The organism is Acinetobacter sp. MF4640, from assembly GCF_002018895.1.
GTDB lineage: Bacteria > Pseudomonadota > Gammaproteobacteria > Pseudomonadales > Moraxellaceae > Acinetobacter > Acinetobacter johnsonii.
In genome coordinates this window covers 1-16,217 of sequence record NZ_MVOM01000011.1, presented here as the reverse complement: position 1 = coordinate 16,217, position 16,217 = coordinate 1, and the positions used below count along the sequence as shown (strand labels likewise).

The 16,217-nt window shown below is 41.7% G+C and carries 14 protein-coding genes and 6 tRNA genes; 17 read left to right on the top strand and 3 right to left on the bottom strand.

Annotated elements, in window-relative coordinates; translation table 11 throughout:
- Positions 1 to 29: 29 nt before the first annotated feature.
- The 7 genes from MF4640_RS05365 to MF4640_RS05335 all read left to right on the top strand — a co-directional run bounded on the left by MF4640_RS05365 (position 30) and on the right by MF4640_RS05335 (position 8,448).
- Complete coding sequence (locus tag MF4640_RS05365; protein ID WP_078388925.1) at positions 30 to 1,040, top strand: quinone-dependent dihydroorotate dehydrogenase; 1,011 nt, start codon at positions 30 to 32, stop codon at positions 1,038 to 1,040.
- The gene (locus tag MF4640_RS05360) at positions 1,037 to 1,621 is read left to right on the top strand and encodes a CvpA family protein (RefSeq protein ID WP_004696270.1); all 585 of its coding nucleotides are present in this window, start codon (positions 1,037 to 1,039) and stop codon (positions 1,619 to 1,621) included. Before MF4640_RS05365 ends, MF4640_RS05360 begins: the two co-directional genes overlap by 4 nt.
- A 24-nt stretch (positions 1,622 to 1,645) precedes the next feature.
- The gene (purF, locus tag MF4640_RS05355; RefSeq protein WP_004696272.1) at positions 1,646 to 3,181 is read left to right on the top strand and encodes an amidophosphoribosyltransferase; all 1,536 of its coding nucleotides are present in this window, start codon (positions 1,646 to 1,648) and stop codon (positions 3,179 to 3,181) included.
- 87 nt (positions 3,182 to 3,268) lie between these two features.
- Positions 3,269 to 5,155, top strand: coding sequence for a M48 family metalloprotease (locus MF4640_RS05350; protein ID WP_168158907.1), 1,887 nt, complete (start codon positions 3,269 to 3,271; stop codon positions 5,153 to 5,155).
- Between the two features lie 132 nt (positions 5,156 to 5,287).
- Positions 5,288 to 5,953 (top strand): hypothetical protein, encoded by a 666-nt coding sequence (locus MF4640_RS05345; protein ID WP_078388923.1) that lies wholly within the window; start codon positions 5,288 to 5,290, stop codon positions 5,951 to 5,953.
- A gap of 2 nt (positions 5,954 to 5,955) precedes the next feature.
- Complete coding sequence (locus MF4640_RS05340) at positions 5,956 to 6,924, top strand: 2-hydroxyacid dehydrogenase (protein ID WP_078388922.1); 969 nt, start codon at positions 5,956 to 5,958, stop codon at positions 6,922 to 6,924.
- Positions 6,925 to 7,008: 84 nt separating this feature from the next.
- Positions 7,009 to 8,448, top strand: a complete 1,440-nt coding sequence (locus tag MF4640_RS05335; RefSeq protein ID WP_078388921.1) for a M48 family metalloprotease — start codon at positions 7,009 to 7,011, stop codon at positions 8,446 to 8,448.
- A 168-nt stretch (positions 8,449 to 8,616) separates the two neighbouring features.
- Here the strand turns inward: MF4640_RS05335 and MF4640_RS05330 are convergent, their stop codons facing one another.
- Both MF4640_RS05330 and rpsU read right to left on the bottom strand, forming a co-directional pair.
- On the bottom strand, positions 8,617 to 9,063 hold the full coding sequence (locus tag MF4640_RS05330; RefSeq protein WP_004982206.1) for a GatB/YqeY domain-containing protein: 447 nt from the start codon (positions 9,061 to 9,063) through the stop codon (positions 8,617 to 8,619).
- Positions 9,064 to 9,096: 33 nt separating this feature from the next.
- A complete protein-coding gene (gene rpsU / locus MF4640_RS05325) occupies positions 9,097 to 9,312 on the bottom strand; it encodes a 30S ribosomal protein S21 (protein WP_001136722.1) in 216 nt (71 codons plus the stop codon).
- 145 nt (positions 9,313 to 9,457) lie between these two features.
- Here rpsU and tsaD point away from each other — a divergent pair, with 145 nt between their 5' ends.
- Positions 9,458 to 10,474, top strand: coding sequence for a tRNA (adenosine(37)-N6)-threonylcarbamoyltransferase complex transferase subunit TsaD (tsaD, locus tag MF4640_RS05320; protein WP_078388920.1), 1,017 nt, complete (start codon positions 9,458 to 9,460; stop codon positions 10,472 to 10,474).
- A gap of 570 nt (positions 10,475 to 11,044) precedes the next feature.
- Positions 11,045 to 11,695: an isochorismatase family protein gene (locus MF4640_RS05315; protein ID WP_078388919.1), complete on the top strand. Its 651-nt coding sequence runs from the start codon at positions 11,045 to 11,047 to the stop codon at positions 11,693 to 11,695.
- Between the two features lie 163 nt (positions 11,696 to 11,858).
- Here MF4640_RS05315 and MF4640_RS05310 read toward each other — a convergent pair whose 3' ends face one another.
- Positions 11,859 to 12,731: an ATP-binding protein gene (locus MF4640_RS05310; RefSeq protein WP_078388918.1), complete on the bottom strand. Its 873-nt coding sequence runs from the start codon at positions 12,729 to 12,731 to the stop codon at positions 11,859 to 11,861.
- A 204-nt stretch (positions 12,732 to 12,935) separates the two neighbouring features.
- On the opposite strand from MF4640_RS05310, the gene MF4640_RS05305 reads away from it, so the two are divergent.
- The 8 genes from MF4640_RS05305 (at position 12,936) to MF4640_RS05270 (ending at position 16,166) form a co-directional block, all read left to right on the top strand.
- Positions 12,936 to 14,447 carry a DUF3336 domain-containing protein gene (locus MF4640_RS05305; RefSeq protein WP_078388965.1) on the top strand — a complete coding sequence of 504 codons (1,512 nt, stop codon included), beginning with the start codon at positions 12,936 to 12,938 and terminating at the stop codon, positions 14,445 to 14,447.
- A complete protein-coding gene (locus MF4640_RS05300; protein ID WP_078388917.1) occupies positions 14,422 to 15,246 on the top strand; it encodes a serine/threonine protein kinase in 825 nt (274 codons plus the stop codon). The genes MF4640_RS05305 and MF4640_RS05300 overlap by 26 nt, the downstream gene beginning before the upstream one ends.
- Positions 15,247 to 15,353: 107 nt before the next feature.
- Positions 15,354 to 15,438, top strand: a tRNA-Leu gene (locus MF4640_RS05295).
- A 35-nt stretch (positions 15,439 to 15,473) separates the two neighbouring features.
- A tRNA-Trp gene (locus MF4640_RS05290) sits at positions 15,474 to 15,547 on the top strand.
- Between the two features lie 33 nt (positions 15,548 to 15,580).
- Positions 15,581 to 15,665 (top strand) — tRNA-Leu (locus MF4640_RS05285).
- 189 nt (positions 15,666 to 15,854) lie between these two features.
- Positions 15,855 to 15,939, top strand: a tRNA-Leu gene (locus MF4640_RS05280).
- Between the two features lie 35 nt (positions 15,940 to 15,974).
- Positions 15,975 to 16,048 (top strand) — tRNA-Trp (locus tag MF4640_RS05275).
- Positions 16,049 to 16,081: 33 nt separating this feature from the next.
- Positions 16,082 to 16,166, top strand: a tRNA-Leu gene (locus MF4640_RS05270).
- Positions 16,167 to 16,217 lie beyond the last annotated feature (51 nt).

Genomic DNA, 16,217 nt, shown 5'->3' with positions numbered 1-16,217 from the left:
GACTTAAAAAGCAGTAGACTTTTACAGATATGTTGTATTCTCTTGCCCGCCCTTTGTTGTTTACTTTAGCACCAGAGCGTGCACATGAGCTAACACTATCGCTATTGAAATCAACGCATAAGCTAGGCTTAATGCGTCAAAATATAGCGGCTAAACCGGTGACATGTATGGGCATCGAGTTTCCCAATCCTGTAGGTTTGGCTGCTGGTCTAGATAAAAATGGTGCTTATATTGATGCACTGGCAGGTCTAGGGTTTGGTTTTATTGAAATTGGAACCATTACTCCACGTCCACAGCAGGGTAATCCTTTACCGCGTTTATTCCGTATCCCACAAGCTAAAGCCATTATTAACCGTATGGGTTTTAACAACGCTGGTGTGGATCAATTGATTGAAAATGTCAAAGCGGCAAAATTTAAAGGTGTTTTGGGGATTAATATCGGCAAAAATGCGGATACCTCAGTCGAAAAAGCAGTAGATGACTATCTCATTTGTTTAGAAAAAGTCTATAACTATGCGTCTTATATTACTGTTAACATTTCTTCTCCAAATACTAAAAACCTGCGTAGTTTGCAAACTGGTGATGCTTTAACCGAGCTGCTAGAGACGCTGAAAAAACGTCAGTTAGAGTTGGCTGAAGAGCAGCAGCACTATGTACCCTTGGTGTTGAAAGTTGCGCCGGATTTGGAAGCGGAAGATATTCAATTTATTGCGAAACAACTGCTTCAGTTTAAAATTGATGGGTTGATTGTGACCAATACGACTTTGTCTCGTGAAGGGGTGGAAAACTTACCTTTTGGTGATGAAGCGGGTGGTTTATCTGGTGCGCCTGTGTTTGAGAAAAGTACAGCGTGTTTAAAAGCCTTTGCTGAGGTTTTAAAAGGTCAGATTCCTTTGATTGGTGTGGGTGGGATTTTGTCGGGTGAGCAGGCGCTTGCAAAACAAAATGCAGGGGCAAACCTTGTACAAGTTTATAGTGGCCTCATCTATACAGGACCAACCTTAATTCAAGACTGCGTCTCTGCAATGAAAACAACATGAATGCCATTGATATCTTCATATTGATTGTATTGCTCATTGGAGGGCTCAACGGTTTGCGTCAAGGATTTGTTAAAGCCTTTGCGAACTTGATAGGATGGATTTTAGCGCTGATTGTTGGTGCTAAATTTGCAAGCGTCCTAGCACCTTCGATGGTCTCACTCAGTGAAGATCCAGTGGTTCAAAAAATTGCAGCTTTTGCATTTATTGTATTGGTTATTGTAGTTTTGACGTGGATTGTCACGGCATTACTGAATAACATATTGAAGAGTTTAAAACTCGGGCCTTTGAATCGATTAGCCGGCGGTGCTTTTGGTTCATTAAAAGGGTTGTTAATTGTTCTGATTACGATGCAAGGTGTCGGGTCTTGGGTTGAAAGTTCTCCATATTGGAGACAATCCAAATTTGTCCAAACACTTTTGCCTTATGCGCCATGGGCGATGGAGCTTTCTAAAGAGGCTGCAAGCGAGGCGATGTCACATATCAAGTCTAAAGATACACATGTATCTTCAGATTCTTCACCGAAAATTTCCTCGAAAAATGCTGAGGGACAAGGTGAGTCAACAAATAATCCTTTTTATTAATCCTAGCTTGTCTGCGAGGTTGCTATGTGTGGAGTAGTTGGTATAGCTGGTAAATCAGCTGTTAACCAAATGTTGTTTGATGCATTAACGATGTTACAACATCGTGGGCAAGATGCAGCTGGGATAGTAACCTGCCACGAAGGTCGTTTATTCTTACGTAAAGACAATGGCATGGTTCGTGATGTGTTCCACACTCGCCATATGCGTGCATTACAAGGTAACTATGGTATTGGGCATGTGCGTTATCCTACTGCGGGTTCATCGAGCAGCGCTGAAGCGCAGCCCTTCTATGTGAACTCACCTTACGGGATCACGTTAGCGCATAATGGTAACTTAACCAATGCTGAAGAAATTCATGACGACCTGTTTAAAACAGACTTACGTCATATGAATACGGATTCAGACTCAGAAGTACTGTTAAACGTGTTTGCGCATGAGTTGCAAAAACGCGGCAAATTGATGCCTACAGCAGACGACATTTTTCATGTAGTTAGTAAAGTACATGAACGCTGTAAAGGTGGTTATGCCGTGGTTGCAATGCTTACTGGGCATGGCTTAGTGGGTTTCCGTGATCCAAATGGTATTCGTCCACTGATTTACGGTTCGCGTGAAACTGATGCTGGTATGGAATATATCATTGCATCTGAGTCTGTCGCTATTACGGCACTCGGCTTTAAAGTTGAGCGTGATATTGCGCCGGGTGAAGCGATCTTTATCGACTCACAAGGGCAGATGTTTACCAAGCAGTGTGCTGAAGCGCCTGAATACCGCCCATGTATTTTTGAATATGTTTACTTTGCGCGTCCAGATGCGATTATTGATGGCATTTCAGTCTACAAAGCACGTTTAAAAATGGGCGAAAAGCTTGCTCAGAAAATCCTGACGGAGTGGAGTGAGGAGCACGATATTGATGTTGTGATCCCAATTCCAGATACTTCGCGTACTTCTGCTCTTGAACTTGCAAATATGCTGGGTGTGAAGTTCCGCGAAGGCTTTATGAAGAACCGCTACATTGGTCGTACCTTCATTATGCCGGGTCAGCAATTACGTAAAAAATCAGTCCGTCAAAAGTTGAACCCTGTTGAACTTGAGTTCCAAGGTAAAAATGTACTTTTGGTGGATGACTCAATTGTACGTGGTACTACGTGTAACGAAATTATCCAAATGGCACGTGATGCGGGTGCAAAAAAAGTCTTCTTTGCTTCTGCTGCGCCGATGGTGAAATATCCAAACGTGTACGGCATTGATATGCCAGCAAAAGAAGAGTTGATTGCATCTGAGCGTACCGTTGAAGAAATTCGTGAAATTATTGGTGCAGATCGTCTAATTTTCCAAGATTTGGAAGACTTAAAAGCAGCTGTGCGCACTAGCAAAGTACCAGATTTACAAGAGTTTGATTGCTCGGTATTTGATGGTAAATATGTTGCTGGTGGTATCGATGAAGCTTATTTAGATGAATTACAGGCGAAACGCCGTGAAACATCGAAAAAGAAAGACAGCTATATTGATGTCAATATTGATGCAGCTTCCGTTGATTTGACGGGCGTGAAAGAAGTCTAATTGATTTAGATTTGAGAAAAGCGGGAGTTTCCCGCTTTTTTCATTTATGATGGGTTGATTCAAACAATGTAAGAAAAGGGATTTACATTGAAGGGTGTAAGCTATTCAATCATAAAGAATAAAAACATGTTGTGGTCTGCCAGTATCTGCTTGCTTGCGGTACTTTTGTCGCTATTTATTTTAAATACTGTGGCTGGACTGCTGGTTTTTTATTTTGATTCGAGTCAAAGCATTTTTTGGCATAGCTTGAGTATTTATATCATTGGTTTATTGCTCTTGGTGATGAGTTATTCCGTGGTATATGAGCTGTATGTGTTCCGTTCGGGTGGACACAGTCTGGCCAAGCAACTGCGTGCACGACGTTTAAGTTTGATTGAAAGTACACCAGAAGAAAGTATTGCACTGAAAATTACAGAAAAACTAGCTGATACTTTTTTAATTGAAACACCTGCTGTCTATGTTTTGCCCGATGAGGTGGGGGTAAATGCCTTAACCGCTGGTTTTTATCCCAAAGATATTGCGATTATTTTAACGTGGGGCGCACTGCAAAACCTCGATGAACTTGAGCTGACGGGGTTATTGAATCATGAGTTTAATCAAATTTTATCTGGTGAGACCGCTGAAAATACACGGCTAAAAATTTTATATAGTGCCCTCACCACCTTCAGTCAGTGGGGCAGTAAAATTGCTAAATTGGGATTTTCAACTCATCATAAAAAGTCGCAAAGTTTTGAAACCACTTTTGTCGCAACGGGTGGTGTGATCTGGCTGATTGGTAGTTTGGGGGTGCTGGTTACCCGCTGCATTAAGTTTCTGACGTTGGGAGGGCGTACTTTAAAAAATGATATGAAAACACGTCGCCTGATGCAAAATGATGCCAATATTCAAACCCTAATGCGTATCTATGTGCATCACGCAGGTTCACAAATTCACAGCGAATATTCTGAGTCGATTGCACACATGTGTTTTGCCAACTCATTAAGTGCGCAAAGTTGGATGAATATTCATCCAAGCATTGAAGAGCGTATTTATGAAATGAATCCGAATTTGGTTCAAGACATACAGTTGGAAAATCTAGAAAAACTGCGCAACCGTCCGTTATTTGGTTTGTTTCGTTCCTTAGAAGAGCAGTACGCGGATTTTCAAGCCCCTTGGACTTCACCGCAGCCTTTGCCCTTATTACGACTGTCTCCGATTAGTTTTGCCATTAAAGATGCGATTAAACCGCTTAACCCTGAAGTACGTGCGCATATTGAACGTCCAGAGCTAATTCAGCGTGCTTTACAGACCGCAACAGGTTCACGCGAGCTGATGGTCGCAATTCTCATGATTCGCCAATTCCGTGAGTTTATTCCTGCTGAGGCTGAAGTGAGTCGTGCCATTGTTGATTCATTGCTAAACCTAGATGGTCGTGTTCATATTTCAATTTTCCATGAGGCATGCCGAAATATTGGTGGCATGCCAGCAACAATTGCACGCCAGTTTTTATTAAAGTTGGCGAGGATTATTCAGGAAGATGGTGAAATTGGACTGTTGGATGCACTGCTACTTGAACGGGTTAAGTTTGAGCTGAATTTGTTACCTGTACATACACCTGCGGCTCTAGATGAAGTTAAGCCGCAGATTGTGCGTTTAATTGATGCTTTGTTACATGTGCAACAAATCAATAGTGAAACACAGCTGGAAGTACGAGAGAAAATCTTACGCCGAGTTTTAACTGTGCAAGAGTTGGAGCAGTATGCGGAAATTTCAGATGAGCCGATTGATTTGGCCGAAATTTTAAATGATATGGCGGGGCTGCTGCTGAGAGATCGTTTAAGTATTTTGGGGGTGGCTGAAATTTGTCTATGGAACGACCGCATTATTACTCAAGATGAGCAGGATGTTTTGGAGTTGCTCTATTGGCGTCTCGGTTTTGACAGTGAAGAGATTGTTGAACAAATGCAAAAGAAGAATCGCTTGATGATTGTTTAATTGAGTGGTGAATTTGACCTTGAGCATGTTCTTGATATTTGCCTAGTGTCTATGCGAATAAAATGTGAAAAGAACAGCATCTCTAGGCATTTCTCGATAGAATATGTACTGAATTAAGTGTGAAGGTATAAGATGATCGGGCATCAGCGTGAGGTTTTGGCGAGTTTAGGAATTGATTTGTGGGTTCCTGATTTTTTGCCGTCTCAACAAAATGTAGCCACATTGATCTGGCGAGATCAAAGCGCGACTGAGATTATTTCTGAAATTGTACGACCTCAATCTCAGCCCGAAGCCAAAAGCATTCCTGAACATCCACTTGTACAGAATAAGCTTCCACATCCAGCGCCTCCTGCTGAAATTGCAACGCAGCCGATTGAACAAGAAGTTGTTACAGCATTAAAAGAAGAAATTGTCCGAGAGGCCATCCATGTTGAGGCTTTTCAGTTGCAAGCTATTGCCTTGGAGCACTGTGCCTTGGTCATTGAAGCGGCACAATTGAGCTTGGAGCAGCAACAGCTGTGGCAAAATATTGTGCAAGCCTTACCTGCGCAAAAGTATGCGCTGAATTGGCCTTTTCCTTTGTTGAATTTCCAAGATGGGCGCGGTGTTCAGAGTTATATTCAAGGTTTCATTGATGGTTTAAGTCAGGGTAAAACTGTTATTACATTGGGCTCTATACCAAATGCTAATGGTATAAAAGTCACACAAGCAGCAAGCTTACAAGAAATGCTTGATCAGCCATTACTTAAAAAAGCCCTGTGGCACATGATGCGAGCAAAACAACAAAATATGGAATAGGTATGAAGCAGAAAGTCGTTGTTTTTAGTCAAATAGATGCAGAAGTATTACAGCGCCTAGAGCAGCGTTATCACGTGGTGGTCATCAACCCGAAAGCAGGTGATGTAAATACGCAAATCCGTGAGCAAGTTGCGGATGCGGATGCCATGATTGGTGCAGGGCGTTTACTTAATCAAAACAACCTAGAAACTGCGAAACAGCTCAAAATTATATCTAGTGTTAGTGTTGGCTATGACAACTATGATTTGAACTACTTAAACCAAGCAAAAATTTGGCTCAGCCACACCCCTCATGTGCTAACTGAAACCACTGCCGATTTGGCCTTTACTTTGTTGATGAGTGCGGCGCGTCAAGTGCCTTATTTGGATCAATGGACCAAAACTGGTCAGTGGTCGCGTACTGTCGGGCAGGCACAATTTGGTCAGGAAATTTTTGGTCAAACATTGGGTATTATTGGTTTAGGAAATATTGGTGCGGCAATTGCTCGACGTGGTTTTCATGGTTTCAATATGAATATTTTGTATCACGGCCGCCGAGAAAAATTAGAATTGGCACAACCCTTAAATGCACGTTTTTGCGAATTAGATGAGCTGCTGGAGCAATCGGACTTCATTGTCGTGGCGGTTGATCTAAATGCGCACACGCAGCATTTGATTGATGCAGAAGCCTTTAAGAAAATGCAATCGCATGCTGTTTTTGTAAATATTTCACGTGGTGCCGTGGTGGATGAGCAGGCACTTATTCGGGCCTTGGAGCAAAAGCAAATTTTTGCAGCTGGGCTGGATGTTTATGAAAAAGAACCCTTGCAAGATTCGGCACTGTTCCAGCTGCATAATGTAGTGACGTTACCGCATGTCGGTTCAGCAACCTCCGTAACACGAAAAAAAATGGCAGAGTTGGCTTACCAAAACTTGGTGAAAGCGTTGGAAGGTGGTCAACCTCAATATGTGGTGAATCCTGAATTTAGATAAAAATTTGATAACACTTCATTGCATTTTCATTCAATTATCAATGTTATAGTCATTCGATTCCTTTAAATAAAGTCGGGGTGAGGGTTGAAGCGTTTTCTGTGTGCGTGCAGTTTAAGTCTTATTTCGACTGTTGGTTTTGCAGAAGGTCAATTTCTTACGAATGCCCCACAGTTCAATGTGCCTGAGATTGGTTCAGGTGTAGGTTTTATTGATCAATATAATGAGCGCTATATTGGTGAAAAAGTTTATCGTGAAGTACAGCGTCAGCTACCTGTTACGCAAAATCCGTGGCTAGAAGATCAACTGATGAATGCTTTTTCAAGCATTTTGAGTCAAACCCAACTTGGTCAACCGATTGGTCTGGTGGTTATTAATGACCCGCAAATTAATGCCTTTGCAGTTCCGGGCGGATTGTTTGCATTAAATGCTGGTTTGATTACCAATGCCAATAATATGGATGAAGTTGCCGGCGTAATGGCGCACGAAATTGCGCACGTCACACAGCGCCACTACAGTCGTTCGCAAGAGGCGTTTAAGGGGCAGGGATTACTCGCGCTGGCCGGGATTTTGGTTGGTGCTTTGGTTGCATCTCAAGCAGATGGTGATGTCGGTTCAGCGGTCATGGTTGGTACGCAAGCCGCACTCATGGACAAGCAGTTGTCTTATAGTCGTAACCAAGAGCGTGAAGCTGACCGTATAGGGATGCAGTACATGTATAGCGCTGGTTATAACCCACAAAGTATGGCTGATTTTTTTGAAGTGATGCACCGTGCAACCAGTCGAGTGAGTTTTTTACCCGACTTTTGGTTCACACACCCACTCACGACTGAGCGAATGAGTGAAGCGAGACTGAGAGCGAATCAGTTGCCTAAAGTGAAATCTACTTGGCGTGATGAAGACTTTGAGATATTGAAGCTGTATACCACGGTGATCTCGAATCAGGCGACAGAACAGCAACTACAGATGCTGGTGGGTCGTAACAGTTATGCAGGACAACTGGCTTTGGCTAGTTTTTACCTCAAACAAGGTGACTATAAACTTGCTCAACAAGTGTTAGATCAGGCCAAGTCGCATCAGAAATTACATAATCTACAAACCTTAATTCAAACTGATATTTTGCTTGGACAAAATCGGGTGAATGAGGCTTTAGCAGTGATTCAATCACCTGCGAGCATCATGCCTGAAAATCGGGCTTTAAATTATAAATTGGCTGAAGTTTACATTCGTCAGAATCGGCCTGAGCTTGCGCAGCCTGTGCTCAATCGGTTTTTGAAAAATAATCCGCGTGATGTGAATGCGTGGAGACTGATGCAACAAGCCGCAAGTTTAGATAAAAAGTCGCCAATGCATACCATTAATGTTTTGCGCTATCGGGCTGAAGTGCAGTTTTGGTCGGGCTTTGAAGAAGAAGCGATTAAATCTTTGTTGCATGCTCAGCGTTTAGCGAAAGATAATGAATCAATGTCAGCGACCATTAAAACGCGTTTAACTCAAATGCAAAAGGATCGACAATTTAGAGCTTAGAAAAGTGGTATTGCAAATAGAGGGATAAAACAGAGATGAGTCAGGAGTTGTTTTTAAAGCTAAGAATGAATAGATAAAATAAAAAGAATAATAATTTTTATAGAAAGTAAAACTTTGAACTGCCTTTTTTAAGGTCAGTTCAACATAATCGATTTAAAGATTTTTAAATTAAGCCAGTTTTGCTTTAATTTTTGCTGAAACTTGAGAAGGATCGGCGCGCCCGGCTATGAGCGGACGCAGAGAATTCATCACCTTACCCATATCTTTCATGCTAGTAGCTTCTTGCGCTGCAATCGTTTGCGCAATCATGGAATCAAGTTCTTCCTCAGTCATAGCTTCTGGTAGAAATTGAGATAAAACCTCAAGTTCGGCTTGTTCCTTACTAGCTAAATCTTCTCGACCAGCGCCTTCAAAGGCTTTGATCGATTCTTTACGTTGTTTAATTTGTTTTTCAATGACCGCAAGAACTTGAGCGTCGTCAAGTTCTTTGCGCTCATCGACTTCGATTTGCTTAATTGCCGCCTGTAGACCACGAATTACCGTTAACTTATCCATTTCTTTAGCACGCATAGTGGCTTTCAAAACTTCAGTTATTTGGCTTTTTAAAGTAGTCATTATTTAGTCCAGGCAGTCAATCACAAATTAATCTTAGTAAAGGCGAGTAGTACGTACTGATTCACGCGCCAATTTCTTTTGGTAGCGTTTAACAGCAGCAGCTTTTTTGCGCTTACGTTCTTGAGTTGGTTTCTCGTAGAATTCGCGCTTACGTACGTCAGCTAAAACGCCCGCTTTTTCGCATGAACGTTTGAAACGACGGATAGCTACGTCTACTGGTTCGCCTTCTTTCAATTTAACTTGTGGCATGAAGAATCCTCATTAAGTTATGGATAAGATCTGGGCGATATTGCCCTGATCACAAGTGAAGGTCAGTATTTTACTCATTTACATCTCATACCACAAGTCTATAATGGTTCACGCAATAGATTTGATACAGGTTATAGGCAGTTTAATGATCGTTTTAGGCTTAGAAACATCTTGTGATGAAACAGGACTTGCCCTTTATGACAGCGAGTTGGGTTTGCGTGGGCAAGTGCTGTACAGCCAAATTAAACTGCATGCAGAGTATGGTGGTGTGGTACCAGAGTTGGCATCGCGTGACCATGTGCGTAAGCTGATTCCATTGATGAATCAACTGCTTGAAGAAAGTGGTGTAAAAAAATCTGAAATTGATGCCGTGGCATATACGCGTGGCCCAGGTTTGATGGGTGCGCTGATGACAGGCGCGCTGTTTGGTCGAACTTTGGCCTTTACTTTAAATAAACCTGCAATTGGTGTGCATCATATGGAAGGGCATATGTTGGCACCACTTTTATCGGAAACGCCGCCAGAATTTCCTTTTGTAGCACTTTTGGTCTCAGGCGGACATTCTCAACTGATGGCTGCCTATGGGATTGGACAGTATGAATTGTTGGGGGAGTCGATTGATGATGCTGCAGGTGAAGCCTTTGATAAGGTTGCGAAAATGATGGGATTACCGTATCCAGGTGGTCCAAATATTTCAAAACTGGCTGAGCAAGGTGATCCGAATGTCTTTGCTTTCCCACGCCCAATGCTGCATCAAGGTTTGGAGTTTTCATTTAGTGGTTTAAAAACAGCCGTATCTGTGCAAATGAAAAAATTAGGTGATGAAAACCGTGATGCGGATATTGCAGCGAGTTTTCAAGAAGCCATCGTGGATACCTTAGTTAAAAAATCTGTGAAAGCGTTGAAGCAAACAGGTTTAAAACGTTTAGTGATCGCTGGTGGTGTCAGTGCCAATAAACGTTTACGTGAGCGTTTAGAAGTAGATTTAACCAAGATTCGTGCTCAGGTTTACTATGCCGAACCTGCACTTTGTACGGACAATGGCGCTATGATTGCTTTTGCTGGTTATCAGCGGTTAAAAGCAGGGCAGCATGACGGTTTGGCTGTAACGACAACACCTCGCTGGCCAATGACTGAGTTGACCAATCCCAGTGAAGTCTAAGACTTTCATTTGATAAGCTTAAAGCCCGACTAAATGTTGGGCTTTTTACATTTAGGTCTTTATCAAAGGGCTTTTAAAAATGCTCTGCTTAGACTTTAAGAATATTTTTGACTCACTTAAATGTAGCTAAGCATCAAGTTAAAAGTATTTACCCATAGGTTTATCCATAGAAATTGGGGATAAGTATGGAATGTATAATTTTAGATGACTCATGAAATGTTGAAACTATAAAAACCTATAAACTAAATTGGAAGTCTATTTTTATTTGGTTTTAAATATTTGATTAATATGGTTAATTTAATAATCTTTGTAAGATTTTATGAGTGCTCATCAATAAGTGTAAAACCATGAATTGCAATTACAACACGTAACATGATTTAGCTTCCTGAGCTTAAGGATATTCTTTAGTTTATATGAAAGGCAGATATAGATTTTCTTAAAAAATATCTTGGTCGTATAAACCTCAAAGCTATGACGGTCTGTTTTAGGAACTTTCATTACAACAATGGAAGTACATAATTAGAAGAAAATTTTAGAGGTGTTACCCATGGCGGCTACTATACTAATGGAATGCTAGACCCTGATGATTCGATAATTCTACTGATTGATCATCAAAGTGGACTTTTTAATACCGTACGCGATGTACCTGTACCCGACTTACGCAATTATGTGATTGCAATTGCAAAAGCGGCAACTTTATTAAATATACCTGTAATTACCACTGCATCTGTACCTGACGGCCCTAATGGTCCTTTAATTCCTGAAATTCACCACTTTGCTCCGCATGCAGTTTATGTACCACGGACTGGACAAATTAATACTTGGGACAATCCCTTATTTGTAGATGAAGTTAAAAAAACGGGTAGGAAGACACTGATTATTGCTGGAACGCTGACCAGTGTATGTATGACTTTCCCTGCTGTAAGCGCTCGTAAAGAAGGTTATAACGTTTATTGTGTTGTGGATGCATCAGGCAACTGGAGTAAATTAGCTACAGATACATCAATTGCTCGTGTGACCCAAGCGGGCGCAATTCCAACCGATACTTTTGCAATCGTGGCCGAGTTAATGCGTACTTGGAACCGTCCAGAAGGCTCCCATTTTGCTGAAATTCTTTCAGATCATGTCTGCCCAGAATATAAATGCTTAATGGAGAGTTATGCAAAAGCACAAGCTGTGGTTAAAGATGGGCCAGAAACAAACTTAGATAAATATCAATAATCAGATCAAACCTATTTGAACTGATATTCATCCCTCATTTTTTCAAAGAAATAACCCAAATTCTAATGCGGAATTTGGGTTATTTCTTTGATCAGACTGAACTATTAAATATAAAAATAATTTAAATAAAATAGATGCTTAAACGCCGATCAGTATTTTTATACTAAAGCTGCTTTAATTGTTGTGAACCGACCCAGTGTTTAGAAAATTGATACGCTGCACGTCCAGAGCGTTGTCCACGCGCCTGACACCAACGAAGCGCTTCGGCTCGTACTATATCGTCCATGGCGATTTGAGCTTTTGCTAAGTAGTGCTGCACAATGTCCAAATATAAGTTTTGATCCATTGGATAAAAAGACAGCCATAATCCAAAACGATCAGAGAGTGAAATTTTTTCTTCAATCGCTTCTTGTGGATGTAGTTCAGTGTACTGCGGTACGTCGACTCGAGTCACAGGCGTGTTTTCATGCATAAACTCAGGCAGCAAATGACGACGGTTACTGGTGGCATAAATAATAAAATTGCTTGAACCTGACTGCAAAGAGCCATCTAGCACACTTTTTAAACTGCGATAGTTTTCATCTTCGGCGTTAAAAGCCAAGTCATCACAATACACAATAAACTTTTCAGGGCGCTCTGCAATTAGCTTTTGAATTTCAGGCAGTTCGGATAAATCATCACGTTCAATTTCAATCAGCCTTAAGCCTTGCTCTGCGTATTCCGTTAATAAAGCACGCACAATAGAGGACTTGCCTGTCCCGCGAGAGCCTGTAAGCAGGACGTCATTGGCAGGTAAACCATTAAGAAACTGTTCTGTATTTTGCAGTACTTTTTCTTTTTGACGCTCAATGCCTTTTAAATCATTTAATTCGATTCGTTTGAGCTGGCGAATCGCTTTTAATTCGCCATTTTCCCATTTAAAGGCAATCGCTGAAAAATCAGGTGCTTGTTTAACTTCTGGTAGGCTTTGCTGTAGTTGTTGGAGTACAGTCGATAGTGCTTCTAAGATATTGTTCGGTAGGTCAATGGTCGCCATGATTAATCAGCTTATAATTACACTTGTCGTCGATCTTAACATCCGATCTAGTCGTATCAAACCCTTAACGTGGTGCAGATTTGCCAATTTTAGGCTTGAAATGGCAATTGTAATGCTCACATAATTTGCACATAGTCAGTTAGACTGACGGTTGAACATGTCAGTGAAATTTTAGGAAAACAAAAAAAGTGGGTGAGTATGAATATGTTGTTTAAAGATTTCACACGGGAAATCAACCCGCACCAAGCCTATCGAATCAAAAAACTGAAAAACCAATTGGCTCAGGCAGAGAACTATACTGAGTGGAAAAGCATTGCACTTAGAATTGATGAAGAGTCAGGGGCGCAAGAGTGGAAGTATGACAACTGTTCATCTTATTTCGATGCAGAAGTGATTACCCATCGTTTGGGTTTGTTGAAGCGTTATCGCCAACAAAAGCGTACGACCGATTTAATGTACCTACTACGTGAAGGTCTGAGTTATGACATTGCCAATATTGCTCACCCCATGCTGTTTACTGCAACCTATGTCGGCACCAAGAAAATTATTGAAGACTATATTGAAGAAGTTAGTCGAGGTTTAGCATTTGTAGCATCTACGGATTGCCAGTGTTTGGATAAACAGCAAAAAATTGAATTTTTTCAGCACTGTCAAAAAGCTTTTGGGCAACCAGCCATGATGTTTTCAGGCGGTGCAACATTAGGACTGTTTCATACAGGTGTGTGCAAGGCTTTGCTTGAGCAAGACCTGATGCCGAAAGTGCTGTCTGGTTCAAGTGCTGGCGCCATTATGACAGCGATGCTGGGGCGAGCAACGCCTGCAGAAATGCTGAGCATCTTAAATGGTGAAAACTTTTTCACCGATGCTTTTCAATTTCGAGGCTTTCGTGAGGTCTTAAAGGGCAATGGTGGTTTAGCGGATGTAAAGCATTTAAAAAACTTTTTAATTGCAAATTTGGGTGACGTTACCTTTGAAGAGGCATTTAAGCAGTCAGGCTTGTATAACAATGTCGCGGTTGCACCTTATGATGCCTCACAAAATCCACGCATTATGAGTACCTTTACTTCACCTGACTTATTGGTGTGGAGTGCGGTACTCGCGTCTTGTGCAGTTCCGATTCTATTTCCACCAGTCAAGCTGACTAGTAAGCGACATGATGGGTTGTATACACCTTATATGTCATCTACGCGCTGGGTTGATGGCAGTGTGCGTAGTGATTTCCCGCAGGAAAAAATGGCGCGGTTATACAACTTAAACTACACCATTGCCAGTCAAGTGAATCCGCATGTGGTGCCGTTTATGCAGTCGGACGAAGCACGGTTTCGTAAAGACATGTTGAGCTGGCCTGAGCGGATTGTACGCAGACAAGGCAAAGTGATTAGTAAAGGGGTGATGGACTTTGCCCGTGAGCGTGTGGGGATGATTCCACCGATCCGCCGTTTACTGGATCATGGTTATGGCGTGGTCGATCAGCGTTATTATGGCGATGTAAACATTGTGGGGAAATATGGCCTGCGCCATTATAGTTATATGCTGCAAAATCCAAGACCACACTTGTTTAAACTTTTACAACGTGAAGGTGAACGTGCAACTTGGCCAAAAATCTCAATGATTGAAACACATGCTCGTGTTGGGAAAACTATACAACATTGTTTAGAGGTCTTAACTGCATTGGATACGGCAGAGATGAATGAATCCGAATTCTTGGCAGTTTGATCGTCAAGAATTAAATGCTCTCGCGTTGTCGCTCCATACTCCGACTCAGCGTTTGGGTTGGGGGCGAAGGCTTTATCGCTTTGAAGTTGCAGGGCAGGGGTATTGGTTAAAGTATCAGTTTGTATCAGAACATGTGGTGCTAATTAACGGCTTTGACGCTGAACTTAGTTTTTATCAGCAAGCACTTGCAATGCTGCAACTGCCGAAGTTCTTGCCTGAAGTGCAAATCCTTGAAAATTTTGAGTTTCACTCAGAGCTGGTGAAAGCCGCACTCATCTTAAAAGATGTTCCATCATTACTTATGGCGAATCCCCATCAGTTAAGTCGAGATCATATCATTCATATCATTTTTAAAATGCTGAATGCAGTTGAAGAATTACATCAGATGGGTTGGATTCATGCTGATTTAAAAGCTTCACATTTTTTGTTAGATGGTTCTACATGTAAGTTAATTGATTTTGAGCAGAGCCAAAAAATTAGTGAAACTGGACATCAACAAACTGTAACTGCAACGCCACGCTATATGGCACCAGAGTTATTTCATGGTGAAGCAAAGACTGTACAAACCGACCTATATGCACTTGGGATCATTCTACTTGAGTGGTTGACTGATCAACGTTTGCAGGCATCATGCTACCAAGATTGGGCGTATTTACACTGTCAGTCTTTGAAGATAGCGCTTCCAGAACCTTTTCAGGGTTTTAGTCCACTATTACATGGACTTTTAGCTAAGCAAAAAAGCCAAAGATGGCAAAATACCATGGCTGCAAAACGATGCTTAATGACTGAAATTGAATGAGAAAAAGCCAAGTATAAAGTTTTTGTTTCTTATTTAATCAAATGAGTGTGTTTTTCTTAAAAATTGCTTGTCATGCGAAAATGATCCCTATAGTATACACAGCCATTGGGGACGTGGCGAAATTGGTAGACGCACTGGATTTAGGTTCCAGCGCCGCAAGGTGTGAGAGTTCGAGTCTCTCCGTCCCCACCATAAATCATTTGAATTAAGATGGTTTATAAGGCAATAGAGGATTGGTGTAATGGTAGCATGACGGTCTCCAAAACCGTTCGTCAAGGTTCGAATCCTTGATCCTCTGCCAACTTAAAGTCTAACGGAAAGTTAGCACCCTGATGGGGACGTGGCGAAATTGGTAGACGCACTGGATTTAGGTTCCAGCGCCGCAAGGTGTGAGAGTTCGAGTCTCTCCGTCCCCACCATCAGTAATGAAGCAAGGTATTAAGCCTTGCTTTTTTATTGCCTAAAATTTAGTAAAGAGCTGAATAGCCTTTTTATATAGATAGAGCATAAAAATAGATTCAACTGCCGATTTTATGACAGAAAAGCGGGTGATTGCTTATAAAAGCGCTTGTCATATAGTGTCTATCGCTATAATATACACAGCCATTGGGGACGTGGCGAAATTGGTAGACGCACTGGATTTAGGTTCCAGCGCCGCAAGGTGTGAGAGTTCGAGTCTCTCCGTCCCCACCATAAATCATTTGAATTAAGATGGTTTATAAGGCAATAGAGGATTGGTGTAATGGTAGCATGACGGTCTCCAAAACCGTTCGTCAAGGTTCGAATCCTTGATCCTCTGCCAACTTAAAGTCTAACGGAAAGTTAGCACCCTGATGGGGACGTGGCGAAATTGGTAGACGCACTGGATTTAGGTTCCAGCGCCGCAAGGTGTGAGAGTTCGAGTCTCTCCGTCCCCACCATCAGTAATGAAGCAAGGTATTAAGCTTTGCTTTTTTATTGCCTAAAATTTA

Bases quoted from the DNA above. Each gene is read 5' to 3' on its own strand.
- MF4640_RS05365 (WP_078388925.1), top strand. From the start codon at position 30: ATGTTGTATTCTCTTGCCCGCCCTTTGTTGTTTACTTTAGCACCAGAG.
- MF4640_RS05360 (WP_004696270.1), top strand. From the start codon at position 1,037: ATGAATGCCATTGATATCTTCATATTGATTGTATTGCTCATTGGAGGG.
- purF (WP_004696272.1), top strand. From the start codon at position 1,646: ATGTGTGGAGTAGTTGGTATAGCTGGTAAATCAGCTGTTAACCAAATG.
- MF4640_RS05345 (WP_078388923.1), top strand. From the start codon at position 5,288: ATGATCGGGCATCAGCGTGAGGTTTTGGCGAGTTTAGGAATTGATTTG.
- MF4640_RS05340 (WP_078388922.1), top strand. From the start codon at position 5,956: ATGAAGCAGAAAGTCGTTGTTTTTAGTCAAATAGATGCAGAAGTATTA.
- MF4640_RS05330 (WP_004982206.1), bottom strand. From the start codon at position 9,063: ATGACTACTTTAAAAAGCCAAATAACTGAAGTTTTGAAAGCCACTATG.
- rpsU (WP_001136722.1), bottom strand. From the start codon at position 9,312: ATGCCACAAGTTAAATTGAAAGAAGGCGAACCAGTAGACGTAGCTATC.
- tsaD (WP_078388920.1), top strand. From the start codon at position 9,458: ATGATCGTTTTAGGCTTAGAAACATCTTGTGATGAAACAGGACTTGCC.
- MF4640_RS05315 (WP_078388919.1), top strand. From the start codon at position 11,045: ATGCTAGACCCTGATGATTCGATAATTCTACTGATTGATCATCAAAGT.
- MF4640_RS05310 (WP_078388918.1), bottom strand. From the start codon at position 12,731: ATGGCGACCATTGACCTACCGAACAATATCTTAGAAGCACTATCGACT.
- MF4640_RS05305 (WP_078388965.1), top strand. From the start codon at position 12,936: ATGTTGTTTAAAGATTTCACACGGGAAATCAACCCGCACCAAGCCTAT.
- MF4640_RS05300 (WP_078388917.1), top strand. From the start codon at position 14,422: ATGAATCCGAATTCTTGGCAGTTTGATCGTCAAGAATTAAATGCTCTC.